The organism is Vagococcus sp. WN89Y (assembly GCF_052220145.1).
Lineage (GTDB): Bacteria > Pseudomonadota > Gammaproteobacteria > Enterobacterales > Enterobacteriaceae > Kosakonia.
Map to the genome: position 1 here is coordinate 18449 of NZ_JBQPOM010000065.1, position 24846 is coordinate 43294.

22 protein-coding genes are annotated in these 24846 nt (G+C 53.5%); 4 read left to right on the forward strand and 18 right to left on the reverse strand.

Translation table 11 applies throughout. The features are described from left to right. Positions 1–17: 17 nt before the first annotated feature. The 15 genes from rnhB to rpsB all read right to left on the reverse strand — a co-directional run bounded on the left by rnhB (position 18) and on the right by rpsB (position 15049). Positions 18–614: a ribonuclease HII gene (rnhB, locus tag ACTU3N_RS18590; protein ID WP_443087605.1), complete on the reverse strand. Its 597-nt coding sequence runs from the start codon at positions 612–614 to the stop codon at positions 18–20. Further along, complete coding sequence (lpxB, locus tag ACTU3N_RS18595) at positions 611–1759, reverse strand: lipid-A-disaccharide synthase (RefSeq protein WP_443087606.1); 1149 nt, start codon at positions 1757–1759, stop codon at positions 611–613. Before lpxB ends, rnhB begins: the two co-directional genes overlap by 4 nt. Further along, positions 1759–2547: an acyl-ACP--UDP-N-acetylglucosamine O-acyltransferase gene (gene lpxA, locus ACTU3N_RS18600; protein ID WP_443087607.1), complete on the reverse strand. Its 789-nt coding sequence runs from the start codon at positions 2545–2547 to the stop codon at positions 1759–1761. Before lpxA ends, lpxB begins: the two co-directional genes overlap by 1 nt. Positions 2548–2550: 3 nt before the next feature. Continuing rightward, a complete protein-coding gene (gene fabZ, locus ACTU3N_RS18605) occupies positions 2551–2985 on the reverse strand; it encodes a 3-hydroxyacyl-ACP dehydratase FabZ (RefSeq protein ID WP_443087659.1) in 435 nt (144 codons plus the stop codon). Between the two features lie 193 nt (positions 2986–3178). Then, the gene (gene lpxD, locus ACTU3N_RS18610) at positions 3179–4204 is read right to left on the reverse strand and encodes a UDP-3-O-(3-hydroxymyristoyl)glucosamine N-acyltransferase (protein WP_443087608.1); all 1026 of its coding nucleotides are present in this window, start codon (positions 4202–4204) and stop codon (positions 3179–3181) included. A 3-nt stretch (positions 4205–4207) separates the two neighbouring features. Then, positions 4208–4705, reverse strand: a complete 498-nt coding sequence (skp, locus tag ACTU3N_RS18615) for a molecular chaperone Skp (protein WP_443087609.1) — start codon at positions 4703–4705, stop codon at positions 4208–4210. Between the two features lie 118 nt (positions 4706–4823). Beyond that, on the reverse strand, positions 4824–7235 hold the full coding sequence (gene bamA / locus ACTU3N_RS18620; protein ID WP_443087610.1) for an outer membrane protein assembly factor BamA: 2412 nt from the start codon (positions 7233–7235) through the stop codon (positions 4824–4826). 37 nt (positions 7236–7272) lie between these two features. After that, positions 7273–8622 (reverse strand): sigma E protease regulator RseP, encoded by a 1350-nt coding sequence (rseP, locus tag ACTU3N_RS18625; protein WP_443087611.1) that lies wholly within the window; start codon positions 8620–8622, stop codon positions 7273–7275. A gap of 11 nt (positions 8623–8633) precedes the next feature. Beyond that, a complete protein-coding gene (cdsA, locus tag ACTU3N_RS18630; RefSeq protein WP_443087612.1) occupies positions 8634–9491 on the reverse strand; it encodes a phosphatidate cytidylyltransferase in 858 nt (285 codons plus the stop codon). Between the two features lie 12 nt (positions 9492–9503). Next, positions 9504–10262, reverse strand: coding sequence for a (2E,6E)-farnesyl-diphosphate-specific ditrans,polycis-undecaprenyl-diphosphate synthase (gene ispU, locus ACTU3N_RS18635; RefSeq protein ID WP_443087613.1), 759 nt, complete (start codon positions 10260–10262; stop codon positions 9504–9506). A gap of 183 nt (positions 10263–10445) precedes the next feature. After that, positions 10446–11645, reverse strand: coding sequence for a 1-deoxy-D-xylulose-5-phosphate reductoisomerase (gene ispC / locus ACTU3N_RS18640; RefSeq protein ID WP_443087614.1), 1200 nt, complete (start codon positions 11643–11645; stop codon positions 10446–10448). 97 nt (positions 11646–11742) lie between these two features. After that, positions 11743–12300, reverse strand: coding sequence for a ribosome recycling factor (frr, locus tag ACTU3N_RS18645; RefSeq protein WP_443087615.1), 558 nt, complete (start codon positions 12298–12300; stop codon positions 11743–11745). Positions 12301–12462: 162 nt separating this feature from the next. Then, the gene (gene pyrH, locus ACTU3N_RS18650) at positions 12463–13188 is read right to left on the reverse strand and encodes a UMP kinase (RefSeq protein ID WP_443087616.1); all 726 of its coding nucleotides are present in this window, start codon (positions 13186–13188) and stop codon (positions 12463–12465) included. Positions 13189–13334: 146 nt separating this feature from the next. Beyond that, on the reverse strand, positions 13335–14186 hold the full coding sequence (gene tsf / locus ACTU3N_RS18655; RefSeq protein ID WP_443087617.1) for a translation elongation factor Ts: 852 nt from the start codon (positions 14184–14186) through the stop codon (positions 13335–13337). 137 nt (positions 14187–14323) lie between these two features. Then, on the reverse strand, positions 14324–15049 hold the full coding sequence (rpsB, locus tag ACTU3N_RS18660; RefSeq protein ID WP_443087618.1) for a 30S ribosomal protein S2: 726 nt from the start codon (positions 15047–15049) through the stop codon (positions 14324–14326). 311 nt (positions 15050–15360) lie between these two features. On the opposite strand from rpsB, the gene map reads away from it, so the two are divergent. From map to ACTU3N_RS18680, 4 genes are all read left to right on the forward strand, one after another. Then, positions 15361–16152, forward strand: coding sequence for a type I methionyl aminopeptidase (gene map / locus ACTU3N_RS18665; RefSeq protein ID WP_443087619.1), 792 nt, complete (start codon positions 15361–15363; stop codon positions 16150–16152). Between the two features lie 145 nt (positions 16153–16297). Next, positions 16298–18976: a bifunctional uridylyltransferase/uridylyl-removing protein GlnD gene (gene glnD, locus ACTU3N_RS18670; protein WP_443087620.1), complete on the forward strand. Its 2679-nt coding sequence runs from the start codon at positions 16298–16300 to the stop codon at positions 18974–18976. 33 nt (positions 18977–19009) lie between these two features. Continuing rightward, the gene (dapD, locus tag ACTU3N_RS18675; RefSeq protein ID WP_443087621.1) at positions 19010–19834 is read left to right on the forward strand and encodes a 2,3,4,5-tetrahydropyridine-2,6-dicarboxylate N-succinyltransferase; all 825 of its coding nucleotides are present in this window, start codon (positions 19010–19012) and stop codon (positions 19832–19834) included. Positions 19835–19956: 122 nt separating this feature from the next. Beyond that, positions 19957–20346, forward strand: a complete 390-nt coding sequence (locus ACTU3N_RS18680; protein WP_443087623.1) for a DUF3461 family protein — start codon at positions 19957–19959, stop codon at positions 20344–20346. 27 nt (positions 20347–20373) lie between these two features. Here the strand turns inward: ACTU3N_RS18680 and cdaR are convergent, their stop codons facing one another. The 3 genes from cdaR to dgt all read right to left on the reverse strand — a co-directional run bounded on the left by cdaR (position 20374) and on the right by dgt (position 24786). Further along, a complete protein-coding gene (gene cdaR / locus ACTU3N_RS18685; RefSeq protein ID WP_443087624.1) occupies positions 20374–21531 on the reverse strand; it encodes a DNA-binding transcriptional regulator CdaR in 1158 nt (385 codons plus the stop codon). A 177-nt stretch (positions 21532–21708) separates the two neighbouring features. Continuing rightward, the gene (gene degP, locus ACTU3N_RS18690) at positions 21709–23136 is read right to left on the reverse strand and encodes a serine endoprotease DegP (RefSeq protein ID WP_443087625.1); all 1428 of its coding nucleotides are present in this window, start codon (positions 23134–23136) and stop codon (positions 21709–21711) included. A gap of 135 nt (positions 23137–23271) precedes the next feature. Continuing rightward, positions 23272–24786 (reverse strand): dGTPase, encoded by a 1515-nt coding sequence (gene dgt, locus ACTU3N_RS18695; protein ID WP_443087626.1) that lies wholly within the window; start codon positions 24784–24786, stop codon positions 23272–23274. Positions 24787–24846: the final 60 nt, after the last annotated feature.

Sequence of the window (24846 nt, forward strand, 5' to 3'; positions counted from 1 at the left end):
ATTGCACGTTACAGGATTCAGGACACCAGGCCCAACGCGCGCTTCACCGGCCCAAAACTGCGGCGGTGATGTTCGGTTGCGCCGTGTTCCGCCAGCTTTTCCAGATGAAAAGCGGTGGGATAACCTTTATGTTGCGCAAATCCATATTGCGGAAAAGAGAGGTCGAGGGTCTGCATCTCGGCGTCACGGGTCACTTTTGCCAGAATCGACGCGGCGCTAATTTCCGCCACCCGGCTGTCGCCTTTGACCACCGCCAGCGACGGCATGGGCAGTTGCGGGCAGCGGTTGCCGTCGATCAGCACAAATTCCGGCGTGATGGCGAGCCCCGCCACCGCCCGCTGCATCGCCAGCATCGTTGCGTGCAGAATATTCAGCTCGTCAATTTCATGCGGCTCTGCGCGCCCCAGACTCCAGGCCAGCGCCTTTTCTTTTATTTCGTCATAGAGAGCCAGGCGGCGTTTTTCTGACAATTTTTTCGAATCGTTAAGACCGATGATGGGACGTGCAGGGTCAAGAATAACTGCCGCCGTCACCACCGCGCCAACTAACGGGCCGCGCCCGACTTCATCCACACCGGCCACCAGGTGAGTGTGTGGATAAACGAACTCCATCATTTTGCTAACTCCAGCACCGCGTCTGCTGCCTGCTCATCGGCATTACAGCGAATCTGCTGGTGCAGTTCGCGAAAAGTTTCATGCATTTCGTGGCTTGTTTTGCCGTTTGCCAGTAGCGGCGCTAATGCATCGGCCAGCGCCTGCGGCTGACACTCATCCTGCAAGAGCTCTTTTACCAGCTCACGCCCGGCAAGCAAGTTCGGCAACGAGACATACGGCGTTTTCACCAACCGTTTTGCCAGCCAGAAGGTAAACGGCTTCATGCGATAGCCGACAACCATCGGGCACTTCGCCAGCATACATTCCAGCGCCGCCGTGCCGGACGCCAGCAGCGCGGCATCGGCAGCAATCATCGCTTCACGCGCCATGCCGTCCAGCATATGCACCGGCAGCTCCGGCGCAACCTCTGCTTTGATGCGCTCGAACTGCTCGCGCCGTTTTGCATTGACCAGGGGAACCACGACTTCCAGACCGGGATAACGGCTGCGCAACAGCTGCGCGGTACGCAGGAAATCGCCGCTGAGCATTTCAACTTCAGCACCGCGACTGCCGGGCAGTAACGCCAGGCAATGTGCATCATGCGCGATACCTAACTGGTCCCGCGCCGCGTTTTTATCCGGGTCCAGCGGCATGGCATCCGCCATGGTGTGGCCGATAAAGCGGCACGGCACGTTAAATTTATCGTAAAACGCTTTTTCGAAAGGCAGAAATGCAAGGACCAGATCGGTGGCTCTGCCTATTTTGAAAACGCGTTTTTGCCGCCACGCCCAGACGGACGGGCTGACGTAATGAATGGTTTTGATGCCCTGTTTTTTCAGATTACCCTCAAGGGTAATGTTGAAATCCGGCGCGTCGATACCCACAAACACATCTGGTTTCAGCTCGCTAAAGCGTCGGGTCAAATCGGCGCGGATATGCAACAAGCGGCGCAAACGCCCCAGCACCTCAACGATGCCCATGACCGCCAGCTCTTCCATCTCATACCAGGCTTCACACCCTTGCTCCTGCATGCGCGGCCCCGCGACCCCAACAAACCGGGCGTTGGGAACCTGCGCGCGCAGTGCGCGAATCAGACCGGCACCAAGAATATCGCCGGAGGTTTCTCCGGCGACCAGGGCTATCGTAAGTGGACGATTGTCGACCATTAACGAATCAGACCGCGCGTTGAACGTTCAAAAAACTGCATAAACGCGTCAACTTCCGGATGCTTCGCAGCAAGCCCGGCAATTTCCGGTTTCGCTTCGTCCAGCGTTTTACCGCTGCGATACAGCAGTTTGTAAGCATTACGGATAGCCACTAACGCTTCCCGGCTAAAGCCACGACGCTTCAGGCCTTCAATGTTCACGCCAAACGGCGTGGCATGGTTGCCCTGGGCGATCACGTATGGCGGAACGTCCTGGGCAACGCCAGAACAGCCGCCAACCATCACGTGAGCACCGATAATGCAGAACTGGTGCACAGCGGTCATACCGCCGATGATAGCAAAGTCATCGACGGAGACATGCCCTGCAAGCGTCGCGTTATTCGCGAGGATGCAGCGATTACCCACGGTACAATCGTGCGCGATGTGCGCGTTGATCATCAGCAGGTTATCGCTACCCACCTTCGTCAATCCACCACCCTGTTCTGTGCCACGGTGAATGGTGACGCTTTCGCGAATGCGGTTGCGATCGCCAATTTCCACACGGGTCGGCTCACCAGCATATTTCAGATCCTGGTTAACCTCACCGATGGAAGCGAACTGGTAGATCTCATTGTCGCGACCAATTTTTGTGTGGCCATTTACGACAACATGAGACTTCAGTACGGTACCCTCACCGATTTCTACATGGGAACCCACAATACAGAATGGGCCGATATGAACATTGGCGCCAATAATGGCACCCTCTTCAATAATGGCAGTTGGATGAATAAAGGCGGTATTATCAATCACGTATCAGGCCTCCCGGCTACGTGCACACATCATAGTCGCTTCGCAAACAACTTTTCCGTCTACCAGCGCGACGCCTTTAAAACGGGTCAGGCCACGACGGGTTTTTTCGAAAGTGACTTCCATGATCATTTGATCGCCAGGCACAACCGGGCGCTTGAAGCGCGCTTCGTCGATACCCGCGAAGTAATACAGCTCGCCAGGTTCCAGTTTACCAACGCTTTTAAACGCCAGAATGCCTGTCGCCTGCGCCATTGCTTCGAGGATCAGCACGCCCGGAAAAATCGGTTTGCCAGGGAAGTGCCCCTGGAAAAACGGTTCGTTAACCGATACATTTTTAACTGCGCGCAGAAAACGTCCTTCTTCAAAATCCAGCACACGGTCTACCAGCAAAAACGGGTAGCGATGCGGCAGAAGCTCAAGAATCTCTTCAATGTGCAGAGTATGAGTGTCAGTAGTCAAAATACTGTTCCTGTCCAAATATACTAAAAAGCAATAATAACGCGGCCCGTGGCAATCGTATGAATGCCAACAGGCCGGTAACTGTATACACTCCACAACTCCGCCACAGGGGTGTTAAGACATTCCTGTAACGCGAACTCTTTCGTGTATAGGCAAATAAGTCGATGAATTATTAGTCTTGTTGATTGACCTTGCGCTCGACGGCTTTCAGACGCTTGCTCATATCATCAATATTCATCACCAGGGCAGCGGTTTTTCGCCACGTTTTGTTTGGCTGTAACGGAATACCGGAAGAATAAATTCCAGGCTCAGTGATTGGGCGCATAACCATCCCCATCCCCGTTACGGTCACCTTGTCGCAAATTTCCATATGCCCATTGATTACACTGGCGCCACCAATCATGCAGTAGCGTCCAATTTTCAGACTGCCCGCCATGATGACACCACCGGCAACTGCGGTATTGTCGCCAATCACAACGTTATGTGCAATCTGACACTGATTATCAATGATCACGCCATTACCGATACGGGTATCGTCAAGCGCGCCGCGATCGATAGTTGTACAGGCACCGATTTCAACATTGTTGCCGATAATCACGCGGCCAAGTTGCGGAATTTTAACCCAATTTCCACGATCGTTGGCATAACCAAAACCGTCAGAACCAATTACCGTACCGGATTGCACCAGGCAATTTTCGCCCATTTCAATTTCATGGTAAATGGTGACATTGGCCCACAGGCGCGAGCCTGCGCCAATTTTCGTATTTTTCCCGACGAAACAGCCCGGCCCGATGACGACATTATCGCCGAGAACCACGCCGGATTCGATCACGGCATGCGGGCCAATGGCAACATTATTGCCAAGCTGAGCGCTCGGATCGATTGCTGCGGCAGGCGAAATGCTTTGCGCTGGCTGCGGCGTCGTATCAAGAATTTGGGCCATACGCGCATAGGTCAGGTACGGGTTTTTTACCACCAGCGCGGCGCTTTTGGCGAAAGGAAGATCGTCCTGCGTCATGACAACGGCAGACGCCTGGCATGCGGCCAGGTGTTCACGGTATTTAGGATTTACCATGAAGGTGATGTGACCTGCTCCGGCAGATTGCATGGACGCAACGCCGGTGATGACGATATCGCCATCACCGTGTAATTCTGCATCCAACTGCTGAGCTAAATCAGCCAGTCGAATTGAAGGCATTACTTATTTAACCTGTTTCAGTACATCAGCGGTGATGTCTTTCACATCGCTGCTGTTGTAAATAACGGCGTTAGAAGGAACAACCAGATCGACGCCCTGGTCAGCTGCCACTTTTTTCACTGCAGCCTGGATGCGGGTAACCAGCTTGCCGCGTTCTTCGTTAGAACGACGGGCCTGATCCTGCTCGAAAGCCTGCGCTTTCTGCGCGAAGTCCTGACGACCAGACGCAATCTCTTTTTCAAGCTTAGTGCGCTCGCTCGCTTTCATCGTAGAACCGTCACGCTGCAAACGCTGTACTTTGGTTTGCAGGTCGGTTTCCATACGCTGCAGTTCGCTGGCACGGCCGCCGAATTCGTTTTTCATGGTCTGAGAAACACCGGAAGTCTGTGCAACCTGCTGTAACAGATTACTCATATCAACAATCGCAATCTTGTCAGCTGCCTGAACAGCGGACGTTGCCATTGCTAAACCGAAACCTGCAGCTAATAACAACTTTTTCACAATTTACTCCTTACCATCCCGTTTGTACCCGCAGGTACAGTTCTTTGCGAGGCCGGGCTTTCTGTCGAAAGCCGCGGGCCATCACTACACTGCTGGCGCATTCCATCGCAGCGGCGAATTACCAGGTTTTACCAATGTTAAACTGGAACTGTTCCGCTTTGTCTCCCTCGTACTTTTTAAACGGCTGGGCGTAGGAGAAAACCAACGGCCCCAGTGGTGACATCCATTGCAATGCGATCCCCGCAGACATACGAATGTTGCCCGGATCACTATAATCAGGGATACCCTGTTCACGCATTACCGCCGTATTGTCCCAGTTTGTATCCCAAACGGTACCCGCATCCCAGAAGAAAGAGGTGCGAACAGAGTTGGCGTACTTCTCGCTGATAAACGGTGTCGGCGTGATCAGCTCAACGCTTGCCACACCCATAGCGTTACCGCCCACCGCGTCATCAGACTTACATACGGAGCCTGAAACTGTATTATCGCAGTTACGCTGGTTGTTGCCACCGAAGTACACCGCTTTCGGACCAATGTTGTTGGACTGGAAGCCACGTACGGTGCTGGAACCACCGGCGTAGAAGTTTTCATAGAACGGCATCTCTTTGCCGCCTAAACCATCGCCATAGCCCCAACGCGTGCGCCCAAGCACTACCCACTTGTGATCGTCATCGATAGGGAAGTAGGAAGCGGTGTCCAGCGTTACTTTGTAGAACTCATTATCGGAACCAGGAATGGTAACTTTACCGTTCAGGTTAACGCGAGAGCCTTTTGTCGGGAAATAACCACGGTCGAGGTTGTTATACGTCCAGCCGTAGTTGAAGGTGAAGTCATCCGCCGAGTAGTCGTTATCGTCGTTCGCCGTGCTGGCATTTTGACCAACAGACTCCAGATAACGCCACATCGCCACCTGCGGTTCCATCTGCGACAGGCTGTTATGCACATAGCCCAGACCGGCGCGCAGGGAGTTGTATTCGTTGATCGGGAAGCCGAGCGTACCATCAAGACCATAGCTCTTGTTGGTATAGGTCGAGAGGTCAGCATCGTCAGCTTTAAAGTCGTTATAGAAGATACGACCGCCAAGGCTGACGCCATCAACCGTAAAGTACGGGTTGGTGACGGACAACTCAGAGTATGTCTGATAATCGTTTTTGGTACCGCTGATCCCCACAGAGTAACCGGTACCTAACCAGTTATCCTGCTGTACGCCAACCTGGAAGCTGACGCCGCTCTCGGTGCCGTAGCCCACGCCGAAGTTAAAGCTACCGGTGTTACGCTCTTTGACCTTGTAGACTACGTCTACCTGGTCCGGGCTGCCCGGTACGCGCTGGGTTTCGGTATCAACCGTCTCAAAATAACCCAGGCGGTTCAGACGCTCTTTGCCCTGATCGACAAGGTCGCTGCCCAGCCATGCGCCTTCCATCTGGCGCATTTCGCGGCGCAGCACGGAATCTTTCGAGGTGTCGTTGCCCTGGAAACGAATTTTACGCACGTAGAACCGGTTGCCGGCATCCACGTTGATACGCAGTCTGACGGTTTTGTCAGCATCGTTAATTTCAGGCTGGGACTGAACGCGCGGATAGGCGTAACCATAGCGACCAAGAAGCTTTTTAATATCGTCTTCCATTTTGGTCACTTTGGTGCCGTTATACAGCTCGCCCGGCTCGATTTTGGTCAGGCTTTCGATTTCGGCTGAGTGCCCCGCCAGATTGCCGCTAACCTGCACGCCGGCAAGCTTATACTGATCGCCTTCGGTAACGTTAACGGTAATGTAGATGCCTTTTTTGTCCGGCGTCAGGCTGACCTGGGTTGAGTCGATATTGAAGCGCGCATAACCACGATCCAGATAGTAGCTGCGCAGTGTTTCCAGGTCGCCAGCCAGTTTCTGTTTCTGGTATTTACGATCGCCGACGACGTTCCACCACGGCACTTCATCACGCAGCTGGAAGTTGGAGATCAGCTGTTCGGTAGAAAAGGCGTGGTTACCGACGATATTGATCTGCTGGATTTGCGCGGACACGCCTTCCTGGAAGACCAGCTTCAGGTCGACGCGATTACGCGGCAGCGGGGTGACAACGGCTTTGACGCTGGCGCTGTATTTACCCACGCTATAGTAGAAATCCTCCAGCCCTTTTTCGATATCGGACAGAGTGGTTCGGTCCAGCGACTCGCCAACACGAACGCCAGAAGCCTCAAGGTTCTGTTTTAGCATGTCGTCTTTCACCGATTTGTTACCGGAGAAAGTAATGCTGGCAATCGTCGGGCGTTCCTTCACCTGAACAAGAAGGGTATCACCGTCACGCAGGACACGAACATCCTCAAAGTTGCCGGTGGCAAACAGAGCGCGAATGGTGTTACTGATATCTTCATCATTCACCGTATCGCCAGGACGTACTGGCATACTGAGGAGGGCCGCACCAACGGCGACACGCTGTAGGCCTTCGAAATGAATGTCCTTCACGACGAACCCTTCAGCACCGTATACGGTGGCGCTGCTAAACAGCAGCGACGCTATGAGCAACTTTTTCATCGCCATCGTTATTATGCGTTCTTCCTAACAAACTCTCTTACAACCGAGAGAAATCATTGAAAAGTGCAAGCCCCATTAACAGCACCAGCAAAATAGCGCCAATGCGATAACTAAAGTCTTGAACTCGCTCGGATACCGGTCCGCCTTTTAGCTTCTCTATCGCTAAAAACAGCAGATGCCCGCCATCAAGGACGGGTAATGGGAACAAGTTGATAATGCCCAAGTTCACGCTGATTAGAGCAAGGAACATGAGGTAGTAAATCAACCCGAACTCCGCTGACATCCCAGCCCCCTGGGCGATGGAGATCGGCCCACTGAGGTTGTTCAGTTTTACATCACCGGTTATCAATTTCCCCAACATACTGACCGTCAGCTTCATCAACTGCCAGGTTTTATCCGTGGCTTCAACAATGGCGCTGAACGGCCCGTACTGGCGTACTGTCTTGTATTCATCCGGCAGCGGGATGATTTTAGGCACCACGCCTGCAAAACCCTCTGCCTTCTTACCGGGTTTTGTATCCGGTATCAACGTTAAAGACAAGGGAACCCCTTGTCTTTCTACTTCCAGTGCTAACGACGTGCCAGGGTTATCCCGTACCAGGGTAACAAACGTCATCCACTGCGTTAACTGCTGACCATCGACTTTAACGATCCTGTCGCCAGCTTGCAAACCCGCTTTACTGGCAGCCGATCCTGGCTGCACTTCTGCAAGCACGGGTTCGAGCTGAGCGGCGCGGGGACGAATACCCAGTGACATCACCGGATCGTCTTTATCCGGCTCAAAAGACCAGTCACGCAGATCCAGCACTTTTTGCTGGCGAGCATTACTGCCAAACGGCGCTACGCTGACGGTTGCCTGGCTGTCGCCGATTTTAGATACCAGCTGTAAACGCACAGCATCCCAATCAGGCGTTTCGATACCATCTATCGCTTTAAGTTCCGTGCCGGGGGCAATTTGCGCGTTTGCGGCGATGGAATTGGGCGTTATTTCACCAACCACCGGGCGAATACCGGGCACGCCGATGATAAACACCAGCCAGTAAGCGAAGATTGCAAAGAGGAAGTTGGCGATGGGACCCGCCGCGATAACGGCAGCGCGCTGGCCGACCGTTTTATTATTGAATGCGCTGTGACGCATTTCTGGCGCGACCGGCTCAACGCGTTCGTCCAGCATTTTGACATAGCCGCCCAGCGGAATAAGGGCGATAACAAACTCAGTACCGTGCTTGTCGTAGCGACGCCAGAGCGCTTTGCCAAAACCGATGGAAAAACGCTCTACCCGCACTCCACAACGCCGGGCAACCCAGAAATGGCCAAACTCATGCACGGTGATCAACACACCAAGCGCGATAATAAACGCCGCCAGATTCCAGAGAATGCTCAGCATAAAACCTTCCGTCAAATCGTCCTGAAAACCAGCAATAACAGGCAGGCAAACACAGGAACTGCCGCCGTCAGGCTGTCTATGCGATCCATTATACCGCCATGACCTGGAATTAAGTGCCCACTATCTTTAATTCCCGCTTCACGTTTAAACATACTTTCTGTCAAATCGCCAAGCACCGATGCCAACGCGGCAACGATAGAGCATATCAGCAATGTCGAAGGCGCAACGGCAAGGTCCGCCCATGCGCTGTAAACCCAGGAGATAATGCCTGCCGTCAGCAGCCCGCCGAGAAAACCTTGCCAGGTTTTACCCGGAGAAACTTTAGGCGCCAGCTTATGCTTACCAAAAAGTTTGCCGAACATATAGGCGCCGGAGTCCGCGCCCCAGACCAGAATCATGATATAGAGCAGCCACAGCGCGCCATCATAGTGGTTTTCGTCATAATGCCAGCCGCGCAGCGCCACCATTCCCCAAAAGAAAGGGATAATCGTCAGCACACCAAAAATCAGACGTAGTGTTTTAGAGTGGCGCCACATCGCCGCCGATCGCGGGTACGTCAGCACAAGCACCAGCGCCACCAGCCACCAGGCAAGCGAAGCCCAGAGCGAGAATTCCACCAGCGGCTGATAAACCGCGTGATGATATTCTGGCATCATCACCAGCATAGCCGCCAGCACGAGCCCACACAGCACCGCCAGCCAGACGCGCTGAGAACGGGAGGTAAAGCCGCTCAGTTGCCCCCATTCCCACGCAGCAAGCATACATACGGCGAGCGTAACGATCGCAAATCCCACCGGCGGCAGCAAAAAAAGCGCTGCAATAACAATGGGTACCAATACAAACGCAGAAATCAGGCGATACTTCAGCAAAAGCAACCCCCATCAGGCTTTGTCGCCACCAGGCTCGGTACCGCCGAAACGACGCTCTCGATTAGCAAAGGCATGCAGCGCACCTTCAAAGTCTTGTTCATCAAAATCAGGCCAAAGAACATCAGTAAAGTAAAGTTCGGCATAAGCGATTTGCCAAAGTAAAAAATTACTTATGCGGTGTTCTCCGCCAGTCCTAATCACTAAATCAACGGGAGCCAGTTCATGCATGCAGATTTGCTTATTCAGCGTTTCTTCATCTATCTGATCGGGACGTAACAACCCTTCCTGCACCTGCACGGCTAACTGACGGACTCCCTGTACGATATCCCAGCGCCCACCATAGTTCGCTGCGATATTCAGCGTCAGCCCGGTGTTTTGAGCTGTTAACGCCTCCGCTTTGCGGATTCTTTCCTGCAAACGCGCATTAAAACGGCTGGTATCTCCGATGATGCGTAAGCGCACATTGTGGCGGTGCAGGCTTTTTACTTCGCTATCCAGCGCCCACACAAACAGCTCCATCAGCGCGCTCACTTCCTGCGCCGGACGATTCCAGTTCTCGCTGCTAAAAGCATAAAGCGTCAGCGCGTCGATACCATTATTGGCGGCAAAAGAGACCGCGCGACGCACAGACTTTGCCCCAGCCCTGTGACCAAAGGCCCGGAGTTTCCCCTGCCTTTTTGCCCAGCGACCATTGCCATCCATAATTATCGCTACATGGCGGCAGCCATGCGTTGGCAAACTTTCGCTTATCGGTTGGTTAGCAGACAACATAACGCGTTTTAGTCCCTGAAAAGGATTTAGCGGTACTCAGGAATACAGTAATCTTGACGCAAAAAAGCCGTGCAACCACGGCTAACCCAAGAAGCCATAATACAAACTGGCGAATCAGGTGGCGCAGACTATATCACCGAAGCCCAACGCTAACAAATAGCACCGTCACGCCCGACCGTAATATCACCAGCTTGCGAGGCGCGTCACTTGTTTTTTCGCAACCTCGCGGGCTTGTGCATCCACAGCCAGCACGTCATCGATACTTTGCGGTTCGCGTAAATCCATCTGCTCCAGAACAGACAAATTAAGGGCAGCGATGTCCGTGAAACGTATAGAGGATGCCAGAAATGCCGCAACGCTCACCTCGTTTGCTGCGTTAAGCGCCGTTGTTGCCGCCTGACCTTCGCTTGAGGCATCAATCGCCAGTTTCAGGCAAGGGTAACGATCGAAATCGGGGGCAGCAAACGTCAACGAACTCAGCTTGCAAAAATCGAGGGCATTTACACCAGACGGCACACGCTCAGGCCAGGCCATCGTGTGTGCAATCGGTGTACGCATATCCGGCTCACCCAGCTGCGCTAACACACTGCCATCCTGATAACGGACCATGGAGTGGATCACCGATTGCGGGTGGATCAGCACTTCCATCTGGCGGGCAGAGGCATTAAACAACCAGCGCGCTTCAATGTATTCCAGACCTTTATTCATCATGGTGGCGGAATCAACGGAGATTTTACGCCCCATTGACCAGTTCGGATGGCGGCAAGCCTGGTCCGGCGTCATTGATGCCAGACTCGCTAACGGCGTCTCACGAAACGGGCCACCTGACCCGGTAAGCAGAATCGACGAAACCCCATTCTGCTCGAGATCAGCGTACCCCAGGTTGTGCTGAATTGTTTCCGGCAAACTCTGAAAAATCGCGTTGTGTTCACTGTCTACCGGCAAAAGCCGCGCGCCACTGGCTTTAACCGCCTCCATAAACAGGCGGCCACAGGTCACCAGCGCCTCTTTATTCGCCAGAAGGACGGTCTTCCCTGCGCGGATTGCGGCAAGCGTCGGTACCAGCCCCGCCGCCCCGACAATCGCCGCCATCACCTGATCGACCTCGCCGAGCGCGGCCATTTCGCAGGCAGCCTGTTGGCCACTCAGCACATCGGTAGGGCTGCCCTGCTCACGCAGAATCGTCTTCAGCTGTTGCGCACTCGCCGCATCCTCCATCACCGCAAAGCGTGGTTTGAACTCCAGACACTGTTCAGCCATACGGACAACGTTTTTCCCGGCGACCAGCGCGGTCACGGAAAAACGTTCAGGATTATGACGCACGACGTCAAGCGTGCTGCAACCAATAGAACCTGTTGAGCCCAGAAGGGTTAAATGCTTCATGAAATGCTCACAACGTTGCGAATATAAAAAGCAAAACGCCGCCAGCAAAGCCGCCGGAGCGGCTCTCTGTACGGCGTTTTCGTCGGTATTTGTCGAATCAGAACTGCATCAGTTCCGCTTCTTTATCCGCCAGCGCCGCATCGACTTTCTTAATGGCGGCGTCAGTCATTTTCTGCACGTCATCCTGCGAACGACGATCGTCGTCTTCACTGATCTCTTTGTCTTTCAGCAGTGCTTTTACTTTGTCGTTGGCATCACGGCGCACGTTACGCACCGCTACGCGCGCTTGCTCAGCTTCGCCACGCACAACTTTGATCAGGTCTTTACGACGCTCTTCCGTCAGCGCTGGCAGCGGAACGCGGATATCGCTGCCCGCAGAGCTTGGGTTCAGGCCCAGATCGGAGGTCAGAATCGCTTTCTCAACGGCCGGGCTCATTGAGCGGTCAAAAACGTTGATTTTCAGCGTACGGGAGTCTTCAACGGTAACGCTGGCGAGCTGGCGCAGCGGAGTCGGCGTGCCGTAATATTCCACAACGATGCCATCCAGCAGGCTCGGGGATGCACGACCGGTGCGCACTTTGCTGATTTGAGTTTTGAATGCTTCTACGCATTTTTCCATGCGGGTTTCAGCATCTTTTCTGATATCGCTAATCACGTTAGGATCCTTGAAATCTTGTATCAGGCGACCCTTTTGCTGGCTCGCCTGATTGCGGGTCTGCTAAGTATAGCCTTGTTCAATTAATAGCACCGTGATGATGCCAGGAACAACAGCTAAGAAATAAAGCGGAATCTTACCTTTATTTGCGGCGTACGGGAATTATTCCGTAATCAATGTGCCTTCTTTTTCGCCCATCACGACGCGACGCAGCGCGCCGGGTTTGTTCATATTGAACACGCGAATCGGCAATTTATGGTCACGGGCCAGCGTAAAGGCCGCCAGATCCATAACTTTCAGCTCTTTATCCAGCACTTCGGAATACGTCAGCTGTTCACAGAGGGTCGCGTTAGGATCTTTTACCGGATCGGCGGTGTACACGCCGTCAACTTTGGTCGCTTTCAGCACCACATCGGCTTCAATTTCGATACCACGCAGGCAGGCTGCGGAATCAGTGGTAAAGAACGGGTTACCGGTACCGGCGCTGAAGATAACGACACGGTTGTTGCGCAACAAGCTGATGGCTTCTGCCCAGCTATAGTTGTCGCACACACCGTTTAACGGGAACGCGGACATCAGGCGTGCGTTTACGTAGGCGCGGTGCAGCGCATCACGCATTGCCAGACCGTTCATCACCGTTGCCAGCATCCCCATATGGTCGCCCACAACGCGGTTCATCCCGGCCTTCGCAAGCCCTGCGCCGCGGAAAAGGTTACCGCCACCAATCACCACGCCAACCTGAACACCCAGTTCAACCAGCTCTTTGATTTCTTGCGCCATGCGGTCAAGAATGCTTGCGTCGATACCGAAGCCTTCGGATCCCTGGAGCGCTTCACCGCTCAGCTTAAGCAGAATGCGTTTGTAGACGGGTTTTGCATTGGTAGCCATGTTTCTTTCCTGAGACTGTCAACAATTGGACGGATATAATACTGGCGCTTATGATACGTCGCCTGCCAGCGCAAACACTAGCGTGTTGGCTGTTTTTCAGATGAAGGGCAAAAAGAAGCCGCCCTCAGGCGGCTCCTTTTTAATGATTAAGACTGCTTGGACATGGCAGCAACTTCGGCTGCGAAGTCAGTCTCAACTTTCTCGATGCCTTCACCCACTTCGAAGCGGATGAAGCCAGTTACGTCAGCGTTGTGCTCTTTGAGCAGCTGACCAACGGTTTTGCTCGGGTCCATCACGAACGGCTGGCCGGTCAGAGAAACTTCGCCGGTGAATTTCTTCATACGGCCTTCAACCATTTTCTCTGCGATTTCTTTCGGCTTGCCAGACTGCATAGCGATGTCCAGCTGAACCTGGTACTCTTTTTCTACCACTTCAGCAGACACGTCTTCCGGCTTAACGAATTCCGGCTTGCTTGCAGCAACGTGCATAGCCAGCTGTTTAACCAGCTCTTCGTCAGCACCGGTTGCAGCAACCAGAACACCGATACGCGCGCCGTGCAGGTAGCTACCCAGAACGTCGCCTTCCAGAGATGCAACGCGGCGAATGTTGATGTTTTCACCAATTTTCGCAACCAGCGCTACACGCTCTTCTTCGAACTGTGCTTTCAGCACTTCAACGTCAGTGATTTTGCCTGCAACCGCAGCGTCCAGTACTTTATTAGCAAATGCCTGGAAACCACCGTCTTTTGCTACGAAGTCAGTCTGGCAGTTAACTTCCAGAATGATGCCGTATTTGCCGTCGATCTTAGTGAGGATCACACCGTCAGCAGCAACGTTGCCTGCTTTTTTCGCCGCTTTGATAGCGCCGGATTTACGCATGTTCTCGATAGCCAGCTCGATGTCGCCGTTGGCTTCGGTCAGCGCTTTTTTGCAGTCCATCATGCCCGCGCCAGTACGCTCACGCAGCTCTTTTACCAGGGATGCGGTAATTTCAGCCATTCTAAAATCCTCGGAAGATTTGACTTGCCTGGTCGTCGCGACCAAACAGCCTTAAAAGTAAAAAAGGGGCCATAAACAGGCCCCCTAACCAAACTCGGTACTACCTGCTCAATAAGGGGCTCAGAGAGCGTGCCTTATTACTCAGCTTCTACGAAGCTTTCTTCCGCCTGAGTAGCCAGATCCGAAGAACGGCCTTCACGAACGGTAGCAGCAACTGCATTCAGATACAGGTTCACCGCACGGATTGCGTCATCGTTACCCGGGATAACGAAGTCAACGCCGTCCGGATCGGAGTTGGTATCAACGATAGCAAATACCGGAATACCCAGGTTGTTTGCTTCTTTGATTGCGATGTGCTCGTGGTCAGCGTCGATAACAAACAGAGCGTCCGGCAGACCGCCCATATCTTTGATACCGCCCAGGCTGTTTTCCAGTTTTTCCAGCTCACGAGTACGCATCAGCGCTTCTTTCTTGGTCAGCTTGTCGAAGGTACCGTCCTGAGACTGAGTTTCCAGGTCTTTCAGACGTTTGATAGACTGACGAACAGTTTTCCAGTTAGTCAGCATACCGCCCAGCCAGCGATGGTTCACGAAGAACTGGTCGCAGCTCAGAGCAGCTTCTTTTACCGCTTCGCTTGCAGCGCGTTTAGTACCAACGATCAGAATTTTGCCTTTACGGGCAGCAATTTTGTTCAGCTCAGCCAGGGCTTCGTTGAACATCGGTACGGTTTTCTCAAGGTTGATGATGCTAACTTTGTTGCGTGAACCGAAGATGAACGGCTTCATTTTCGGGTTCCAGTAACGGGTCTGGTGACCGAAGTGAACACCAGCCTTGAGCATGTCGCGCATGGAAACAGTTGCCATGTTTAAAACCTCTATATAAAAGTTGGGGTTATGCCTCCACGTATCCCATATTACCGACCCCGAAGGGCACCCCGGAATATGTGCCGATACGTGTGTGTTATTACACAAAGTGAGATTTGTCGCCTCCGTACCCAAAAACTGGAACGGAAGTCCGGCGCGCTTTATACCATAAATCACGGCCAGAAACCAATAGTTGTTGGCGCCGCGTGCGATTAAGGATTCTCAATTTGTCACAACGCGCGCCCGACTGTTACCATTAACAGTACTTAACCTGGTATAGTCGAAAAAATCGACACTGATGGACACACTCCATGGCTATCTCTATTAAAACACCTGAAGAAATTGAAAAAATGCGCGTCGCGGGCCGTCTTGCCGCTGAAGTGCTGGAAATGATCGAGCCGCACGTGAAACCGGGCGTCAGCACCGGCGAGCTGGATCGTATCTGTAATGATTATATCGTCAACACGCAGCATGCGGTCTCTGCCTGCCTTGGCTATCACGGCTTCCCGAAATCAGTATGTATATCTATTAATGAAGTGGTGTGCCACGGTATCCCGGATGATGGCAAGCTACTGAAAGATGGTGATGTCGTGAATATCGACGTGACCGTGATTAAAGATGAATACCACGGCGATACGTCGAAAATGTTTATCGTAGGTAAACCGACGATCCTTGGCGAGCGCCTGTGCCGCGTCACCCAACAGAGCCTTTACCTGGCCCTGCGCATGGTGAAGCCGGGCATCCGTCTGCGCACGCTGGGCGCGGCGATCCAAAAATATGTCGAAGGCGAAGGTTTCTCCGTGGTGCGCGAGTATTGCGGGCACGGTATTGGCCGCGGCTTCCACGAAGAGCCGCAAGTGCTGCACTACGATGCAGACGATGGCGGTGTGGTGCTGCAACCCGGCATGACATTTACGATTGAGCCAATGGTGAACGCCGGTGATTTCCGCATTCGTACCATGAAAGATGGCTGGACGGTAAAAACCAAAGACCGCAGCCTGTCGGCGCAGTATGAACACACCATCGTGGTGACCGAAACCGGCTGTGAAATCCTCACGCTGCGTAAAGACGACACAATCGACGCGGTACTGACCGCTGCCTGATACTGAAAACGGTCCGCACTGCGGGCCGTTTTTTTACGCCCCCTGCCTCCCTGCCCGCGTCATACATATAAAGAACTTTTCATTTTTAACTAACTCTTTTAAGTTGCTTTGTAACAGACCCGCATTCCGTAATGGGTGGCTAACCATGAGTAATACCACGACATCAGAACAATTTATCAGTGCCGTACAACCCACCCTCCCCGGTCAGCCTGATTATCCGGGCGTCTGGCCGCAGGCAGATCTCCAGTGTGCCAGCATCAAAGCCCATATTGATGCTTTCCAGCAGTGGTTAGGGCGTGTGTTTGACGCCGGGATTTCTGCCGAACAATTAATAGAAGCGCGTACTGAATTTATCGATCAGCTGCTGCAACGCTTATGGCTGGAATACGGTTTTGGCGATGTGGGTGATGTGGCGCTGGTCGCGGTCGGCGGCTACGGGCGCGCGGAGCTGCATCCCTTATCCGATATCGATCTGCTTATCTTAAGCCGCGCAAAGTTGCCCGACGAACAGGCGCAGAAGATTGGCGAGCTGCTGACGCTGCTATGGGATCTGAAGCTGGAAGTCGGGCACAGCGTGCGCACGCTGGATGAATGCCTGCTCGAAGGGTTATCAGATTTAACCGTGGCGACCAATTTGATTGAGTCGCGGCTGCTGATTGGCGACGTGGCATTATTCCTTGAGCTACAAAAACATATCTTTAGCGATAATTTCTGGCCGTCCGAAACCTTTTTTGCCGCCAAGGTCGAAGAGCAAAACGAGCGCCACCAGCGTTACCACGGCACCAGCTACAACCTGGAGCCGGACATTAAAAGCAGCCCTGGCGGATTGCGCGATATCCATACGTTACAGTGGGTTGCCCGCCGGCATTTCGGCGCGACGTCGCTTGATGAGATGGTCGGGTTCGGTTTTCTCACCCAGGCTGAGCGCAACGAGCTTAACGAGTGCCAGCATCTGCTGTGGCGCATTCGTTTCGCGCTGCATCTGGAGCTTAACCGCTACGATAACCGCCTGCTGTTCGACAGGCAGCTTAGCGTCGCCCAGCGTTTGAACTATGTCGGCGAAGGCAATCAGCCGGTTGAACATATGATGAAGGATTTTTATCGCGTCACCCGCCGCGTCGCCGAGCTCAATCAGATGCTGCTCCAGCTGTTTGACGAAGCGATACTGGCGCTGACCGCCGATGAGAAGCCCCGGCCACTTGATGACGAGTTCCAGCTGCGCGGCACGCTGATTGATTTACGCGACGAGACGCTGTTTATTCGCGAGCCGCAGGCTATCCTGCGCATGTTTTATATTATGGTGCGCAACAGTAGTATCACGGGGATCTATTCCACCACCCTGCGCCATCTGCGCCATGCCCGACGTCATCTGAAGCAGCCGCTGTGTTATATCGCAGAGGCGCGCACCATTTTTCTGGCGATGCTGCGCCACCCCGGCGCGGTGAGTCGCGGCTTGCTGCCGATGCATCGCCACAGCGTGCTCTGGGCGTATATGCCGCAATGGTCGCATATCGTCGGCCAAATGCAGTTCGATCTGTTTCATGCCTATACCGTGGATGAACACACCATCCGCGTCTTGTTGAAGCTGGAGAGCTTTGCAAAAGAGGAGACGCGCAGTAAGCATCCGTTATGTGTCGAGTTGTGGCCGCGCCTGACGCACCCGGAGCTGATTCTGATAGCCGCGCTGTTCCACGATATTGCCAAAGGTCGCGGCGGCGATCACTCGGTACTGGGGGCACAGGACGTGCTGAAATTTGCCGAGCTGCACGGGCTGAATTCCAGGGAAACGCAGCTGGTCGCCTGGCTGGTGCGCCATCACCTGTTGATGTCGGTCACTGCCCAGCGCCGCGATATTCAGGACCCGGAAGTGATTAAACAATTCGCGGAAGAGGTGCAAACGGAAAACCGCCTGCGTTTTCTCATCTGCCTGACGGTGGCGGATATCTGTGCGACCAACGAAACCCTGTGGAATAGCTGGAAACAGAGCCTGTTGCGCGAGCTCTATTTCGCCACGGAAAAACAGCTGCGCCGGGGTATGCAAAACACGCCCGATATGCGCGAGCGCGTGCGCCATCATCAGTTGCAGGCGCTGGCGCTGCTGCGCATGGATAACATTGACGAAGAAGCGCTGCATCACATCTGGTCGCGCTGTCGGGCCAACTATTTTGTGCGCCACAGCCCAAATCAGCTGGCGTGGCACGCCCGGCATTTACTGAAGCACGATTTAAGCAAGCCGATGATCCTGCTCAGCCCGCAGGCCACGCGCGGCGGCACGGAGATCTTTATCTGGAGTCCGGATCGTCCGTATCTGTTTGCCGCCGTGTGCGCGGAGCTGGACAGGCGCAATCTCAGCGTGCATGACGCGCAAATTTTCACCACCCGCGATGGGATGGCCATGGATACGTTTATTGTGCTGGAGCCGGACGGCAGCCCGCTTTCCGCCGATCGCCACGAAGCGATTTGCGCAGGTCTCGAGCAAGCCATTACGCAACATACCTGGCAGCCTCCACAGCCGCGCCGCCAGCCAGCAAAATTGCGCCACTTTACCGTCGACACCGAGGTCAATTTTCTGCCCACGCATACGGAGCGAAAATCGTTTCTTGAATTGATTGCGCTTGACCAGCCAGGCCTGCTTGCCAGGGTGGGCCAGGTGTTTGCCGATCTTGGAATTTCGCTGCATGGCGCCCGAATTACAACAATTGGTGAACGAGTAGAAGATTTATTCATAATCGCTACGGCGAACCGGCGTGCCCTTAATAATGCGCTGCAAAAGGAAGTCCAACAACGGTTGACACAGGCCCTCAATCCAAACGATAAAGGGTGATGTTTTTTTTACACAGATGGAAAGAGCTTAACAATGCAGCAGTTACAGAACGTTATTGAAACCGCTTTCGAGCGCCGCGCAGAGATAACTCCGGCAAATGTCGATACCGTTACCCGTGAAGCGGTTAACCAGGTTATTGCACTGCTTGATTCCGGCAAACTTCGCGTGGCAGAAAAGATTGATGGCCAGTGGGTCACCCACCAGTGGCTGAAGAAAGCGGTTCTGCTCTCTTTTCGCATCAATGATAACCAGGTTATCGACGGCGCCGAAAGCCGCTTCTTCGATAAAGTTCCGATGAAATTCGCCGACTATGATGAAGCGCGTTTCCAGAAAGAAGGTTTTCGCGTGGTTCCTCCTGCGGCCGTGCGTCAGGGCGCGTTTATCGCCCGCAACACGGTGCTGATGCCTTCGTACGTGAACATCGGCGCGTATGTCGATGAAGGCTCGATGGTCGATACCTGGGCCACCGTCGGCTCCTGCGCGCAGATCGGTAAAAACGTTCATCTTTCTGGCGGCGTAGGCATTGGCGGCGTGCTGGAACCACTGCAGGCAAATCCGACTATTATTGAAGATAACTGTTTCATTGGCGCGCGTTCAGAAGTTGTGGAAGGCGTTATCGTTGAAGAAGGTTCGGTTATCTCGATGGGTGTGTACATCGGTCAGAGCACGCGCATTTACGATCGTGAAACCGGTGAAATCCATTATGGTCGCGTACCGGCAGGGTCTGTCGTTGTTTCCGGCAACCTGCCGTCAAAAGATGGCAAATACAGCCTGTATTGCGCGGTAATTGTGAAAAAAGTGGACGCGAAAACGCGCGGTAAAGTTGGCATCAACGAACTGCTGCGCACTATCGACTGACGCTTTTCCCCTCCTCTTTGCGAGGAGGGTCACTTCCCCCGCTTTTTTTTGCGCAAGCGGCTGGCTTAAATTGATCTTTTCGTTAATTATTCATGGGTTATGTTGAGCTTAAGGGTACCGCTATGTACGATAATCTGAAAAGTTTAGGCATTACCAATCCTGATGAAATCGATCGTTATAGCCTCCGCCAGGAAGCGAACAACGATATTCTGAAGATCTATTTTCATAAGGATCGCGGCGAGTTTTTTGCCAAAAGCGTGAAATTTAAATATCCGCGCCAGCGTAAAACCGTCGTCGCGGACGGCGTGGGCCAGGGCTATAAAGAAGTGCAGGAAATCAGCCCGAACCTTCGCTATGTGATTGATGAACTCGATCAAATTTGCCAGCGCGATCGTACTGAAGTGGATCTGAAACGTAAGATCCTCGACGACTTGCGCCATCTGGAAAGCGTGGTAACGAACAAGATCAACGAAATCGAAGCCGATCTTGAGAAGTTGACTCGGGGCAAGTAACAACAGCGTGCCGGGCCATGCCCGGCATTATCGTTGCTCGTCCAGCTGTAGCGCCACATACAGCAACAAGCGATCGTCAAAATTCCCCAAATCCAACCCGGTTAACTCCGAGATACGATTCAGCCGGTATTCCAGCGTGTTGCGGTGAATAAAAAGCGCCTTCGACGTTGCCAGCGGCTGCACGTTGTAGCGAAACCACGCCGACAGCGTACGCCGGAGCAATCCATTATTGTCCATCGCTTTTAACCGTGACAGCGGGCGCGCCAGCTCATTGGCCTGCCAGCCGCCGCGTAAACTGTCGAGCAGCACCGGCAGCATTAAATCCTGGTAAAAGTAGCTGCGGCTCTCCGGCATGCGCTGTTTACCCACCATCATGGTAGTGCGCGCGGTGCGATAGGAACGAGCGATGCTGCCCGGCCCGGTAAAATAGTTGCCGAGCGCCACGCGAAAACGCAGCTGCCCGTTCTCTTTCATGCGGGCGATAAGTTGCTCAACGCGCTTACGGTGATCTTCGGCGTCCCAGCGTCCAAACTGATTCAGCGCCGGTTTAAGCACCACCATCTCAGTCAGCGAGACAATGGCTATCAGGTTGTTACGCTCCGGCGTGGTCAGCGCGTTTTGCAACTGTTGCAGCTCGGCCATCGCGCTATCGACACCCAGCTGCCCGCTGTCCACTTCCACCACCGCCACCACGCGTGGCTGGGTTAAATCAATCCCCAGGCGCTGCGCCCATTCGGTGAGTGCAGGCGTGTGTTCCTCGGCCTGGATAAGGTTCATGACGAGTTCTTCGCGCAGGCGGCTATCCTGCGCCAGCAGGTGCATCAGGCGGGATTGCTCCAGCATCATTTCGGCGGTCATACAGACAAGCTCGCCATATTTGCGCAGCGTTTCCGGCTCACCGGTCAAACCAATAACACCGACGATTTCGCCTTCCAGTCGCAGCGGTAAATTGATGCCCTGACGCACACCGTGCAGGTGGCGGGCTACCGCATCATCAATATCCACGACCCGGCCCTGGGAGAGCACCAGCAACGCGCCTTCGTGCAATTCGCCAACACGTTCGCGATCGCCGCTGCCAATGATGCGACCGCGTGCATCCATAACGTTAATGTTTGTATCAATGATACGCATCGTGCGTGCCACGATATCCTGTGCCATTTTGGTGTCAAGATGCCAGCCAGCCATGTAACCCTCCCGTGTGCAGAGCCCAAGCATATGGGAGAAAACCAGAGGGTGCATTGTGCAAATGCACAAAGCGTAATTCAGAAGTGTGGAGTTGTGGAAAGCTTCACAAAACAAAGCTTCACAAAATAATGGGAAAGCCCTCTTCTCCTGGAGCCAGGAGAAGAGGTTAAGGGAAGATTACTGCATCAGCAGGTAGAGAGAGCTATCACCACGCTGAATGTTCAGCGCCAGCACGGAAGGTTTGGCGTCGAGGATTTTGCGCAACTCGGCGATATTTTTCACCGGCTGCTGGTTCGCGCCAATGATCACATCACCTTTTTTCAGGCCAATTTGCGCAGCCGGTGTGTTCGGTTTAACCGAATTCACTACCACGCCGCCATCTTTGCCTTTGTTGCTCATCTCAGCACCTTCAATACCGCTGAAGATAGTGCTCGAATCAACCTGGTTCTGGCTGCTCTGTTGCAGTTCCAGCGTGACATTAACCGGTTTGCCATCACGTAACAGGCCGAGCGCAACTTTGCTGCCGATTGGCATCGTCCCTACCTGCGCGCGCAGCGCCGCAAAGCTACTGATTGGCTTACCATTCAGAGAAGTAATGACATCACCCGCTTTAACACCGGCTTTCGCCGCAGCCGAGTTCGGCATCACCTGGCTGACAAACGCCCCGCGCTGGGCATCGACTTTCATCGCCTTCGCCAGTTCAGAGTTCAGCTCCGTGCCCATAATGCCCAGTTCGCCACGGCGTACCTGGCCGTACTGCACCATCTGACCGGTGAGGTTTTTCACCATATTGCTCGGAATAGCAAAGCCGATACCGATGTTGCCGCCGTCCGGCGCGAGAATCGCGGTGTTGATACCGATCAGTTCACCGTTCAGGTTGACCAGCGCCCCGCCGGAGTTACCCCGGTTGATGGCGGCATCCGTCTGAATAAAGTTTTCGTAGTTTTGCGCGTTCAGACCGCTGCGACCCAGCGCGGAAACAATCCCGGAGGTCACGGTTTCGCCCAGACCGAACGGGTTACCGATAGCGACCGTATAATCCCCCACGCGCAGCGCGTCAGAATCCGCAATCTTGATAGCGGTCAGGTTTTTCGGGTCCTGAATCTGAATCAGCGCGATGTCGGAGCGCGGGTCTTTGCCAACCACTTTGGCATCAAACTTACGGCCATCGCTCAGCTGCACTTTGATGGTGGTCGCATTATCAACAACATGGTTATTGGTAACGACATAACCTTTCGCCGCATCAATAATTACCCCGGAACCCAGCGCCATAAATTTTTGCTGCTGGCCGCCGCCCGGCGCACCCGCTCCGCCCTGGCAGAAAGGTGAGCTCTGGAAAGGCGAGCCTTCCTGGCAAAACGGCGAGTCGTCACCAAAGAACTGCTGGAAATTACGCGGCATGCGCGGCGTGTTGACGGTGGTACTACCTTCGACGTTGATGCTAACAACCGAAGGCATAACCTTTTCCAGCATCGGCGCAAGGCTCGGCATCTGCTGTGCCGTAGCGGTAGATGAAGCGGTTTCTGCCGCCGTCGCGGTAAGCGGCGACAGCGCCAACGATAAACTTAAAGCCAGTGCACTCATTGCTAACGTGGTTTTCTTCATGTCTTTCAATCTCATCAACGATTAACGCAAACTGCTGTGTATGTGTCACTCAGAGTCGATTTATAAACGTAAGTTCCGGAATTAACTGTCTGGAAAAAGTAAAAAAATATTGTCCATCTTTACAATTCAGCGGCATTATTCCACCGCCATTAAGCGGCGATATTCATCCCATGAATACAGATCGGTCATTCCGCTAATATAGTCCTGAATTAATCGACACCGGTGGTAATACTCCAGCACCGGATATTCCGCCGCGTCGGGGGATAATTTACTGACCGCCTCAACATAGGCCAGCCGATGCCGCGTCGAGAGCTTATGAAACAGGCGCGAGGCAATGGGGTAACGGCTTAAGCGCTCTTTTTCCACCAGTTCAGTAAAATCCGCCAATGATAATTGCAACAACGGACGGTAAATCTCCAGCAACCCGCTGATAACGCGATACCCTTGTAATTCCAGCTGCTCAACATCCGGGTGGCTGAATACATGTTTAATGGCGACATTTTTATATAATTCAAGTAGCTGACTAAATCCGCTGTCATCTTCCAGCAGCGCATGGTTAAATTCGCCGCTGAAAATTTGCGGCAAATTATCGATAAAGCGCTGCGCAGCATAAGGCACCAGTTTATTTAATGTATTAACGCGTAAATACATAAAGAACTGATCTTCCGCACTACGGCTCAGGGAATTCGCGCGGGACTTCTCCCAGGCGTTTTCCACCACCAACGCAAAGAGCGAATCCTTTTCATGCGCTCCCCAGGCTTCGTGAAGATGATGATAAAGCTGCTCAACGGTAAAAATGCGCTTCTCTACCGCATCTTCCAGATCGGCCACGCAGTAGGAGATGTCGTCCGCCGCTTCCATTATCCAGGTCAATGGAAAGCGACTGTAAGTGTCGAGGTGCAATTCTTTACGTAAGCGCTCAACGTAAGCCTCTTCCGAGAAATAGTAGCCTGGTTTTTTCATTAAATAGCTGTGAGAGGCGGGAGGTTTCCCCACCCACCAGGCAGGACGCGTATATTTCAGAATGCAGCCGACCTGCGCCCAGGTCAGGTTCATGCGCATCAGCGTATGGACCAGGCGAATCCCCTGGGCGTTTCCTTCGAAGTGGCATAAATCGTGGCGGACTTTGTTGCGTAGCGCATTCAGGCTCTCTTCGCCTTCACGCAGGCGCAGCGCGAGCACTTCGCAGCGATCGTCTGACAAGGGCTGGCTAACCGCATCTTCCGGCACCAGGCGCTGGCGGAACCAGTCGTTGATCGCCGCTTCGCCAAAATGGCCGAACGGCGGGTTGCCAATGTCATGCATCAGGCACGCCATCTCGACAATGCTCTCAAACGGCCCGGTAAGCTCCTCCAGACCGTAAGCCTCCAGCAGCCGCAGCTCTTTGAGGCGAGTGAGGATTTCTTTAGCAATATAGCGCCCCACCTGCTGAACTTCCATGGAGTGCGTCAGGCGCGTGCGCACCGCCGCATTGCGCTCCAGCGGAAAGACCTGCGTTTTTTGCTGCAAGCGCCGGATAGCGGGAGAGTTAATAATGCGCCCGCGATCGCTTTCAAAAATACGCAGTATTTCTCGCTCGCTCTTGACGCCCTGCGGCGAGCGGTAACGACGATGCCAGTTTATTTTATTGCGAAAATCGATCTCTGCCATTATCTCTCCTGTGCATAGCACCACGGGATATCATGCAATTATCTATGCCATGATAGACTA

Excerpts from the sequence above, each read along its gene's own strand:
- rnhB (WP_443087605.1), bottom strand. The coding sequence starts at position 614 with ATGATGGAGTTCGTTTATCCACACACTCACCTGGTGGCCGGTGTGGAT.
- lpxB (WP_443087606.1), bottom strand. The coding sequence starts at position 1,759 with ATGGTCGACAATCGTCCACTTACGATAGCCCTGGTCGCCGGAGAAACC.
- lpxD (WP_443087608.1), bottom strand. The coding sequence starts at position 4,204 with ATGCCTTCAATTCGACTGGCTGATTTAGCTCAGCAGTTGGATGCAGAA.
- bamA (WP_443087610.1), bottom strand. The coding sequence starts at position 7,235 with ATGAAAAAGTTGCTCATAGCGTCGCTGCTGTTTAGCAGCGCCACCGTA.
- rseP (WP_443087611.1), bottom strand. The coding sequence starts at position 8,622 with ATGCTGAGCATTCTCTGGAATCTGGCGGCGTTTATTATCGCGCTTGGT.
- ispU (WP_443087613.1), bottom strand. The coding sequence starts at position 10,262 with ATGTTGTCTGCTAACCAACCGATAAGCGAAAGTTTGCCAACGCATGGC.
- ispC (WP_443087614.1), bottom strand. The coding sequence starts at position 11,645 with ATGAAGCATTTAACCCTTCTGGGCTCAACAGGTTCTATTGGTTGCAGC.
- pyrH (WP_443087616.1), bottom strand. The coding sequence starts at position 13,188 with ATGGCTACCAATGCAAAACCCGTCTACAAACGCATTCTGCTTAAGCTG.
- tsf (WP_443087617.1), bottom strand. The coding sequence starts at position 14,186 with ATGGCTGAAATTACCGCATCCCTGGTAAAAGAGCTGCGTGAGCGTACT.
- rpsB (WP_443087618.1), bottom strand. The coding sequence starts at position 15,049 with ATGGCAACTGTTTCCATGCGCGACATGCTCAAGGCTGGTGTTCACTTC.
- map (WP_443087619.1), top strand. The coding sequence starts at position 15,361 with ATGGCTATCTCTATTAAAACACCTGAAGAAATTGAAAAAATGCGCGTC.
- glnD (WP_443087620.1), top strand. The coding sequence starts at position 16,298 with ATGAGTAATACCACGACATCAGAACAATTTATCAGTGCCGTACAACCC.
- dapD (WP_443087621.1), top strand. The coding sequence starts at position 19,010 with ATGCAGCAGTTACAGAACGTTATTGAAACCGCTTTCGAGCGCCGCGCA.
- ACTU3N_RS18680 (WP_443087623.1), top strand. The coding sequence starts at position 19,957 with ATGTACGATAATCTGAAAAGTTTAGGCATTACCAATCCTGATGAAATC.
- cdaR (WP_443087624.1), bottom strand. The coding sequence starts at position 21,531 with ATGGCTGGCTGGCATCTTGACACCAAAATGGCACAGGATATCGTGGCA.
- degP (WP_443087625.1), bottom strand. The coding sequence starts at position 23,136 with ATGAAGAAAACCACGTTAGCAATGAGTGCACTGGCTTTAAGTTTATCG.
- dgt (WP_443087626.1), bottom strand. The coding sequence starts at position 24,786 with ATGGCAGAGATCGATTTTCGCAATAAAATAAACTGGCATCGTCGTTAC.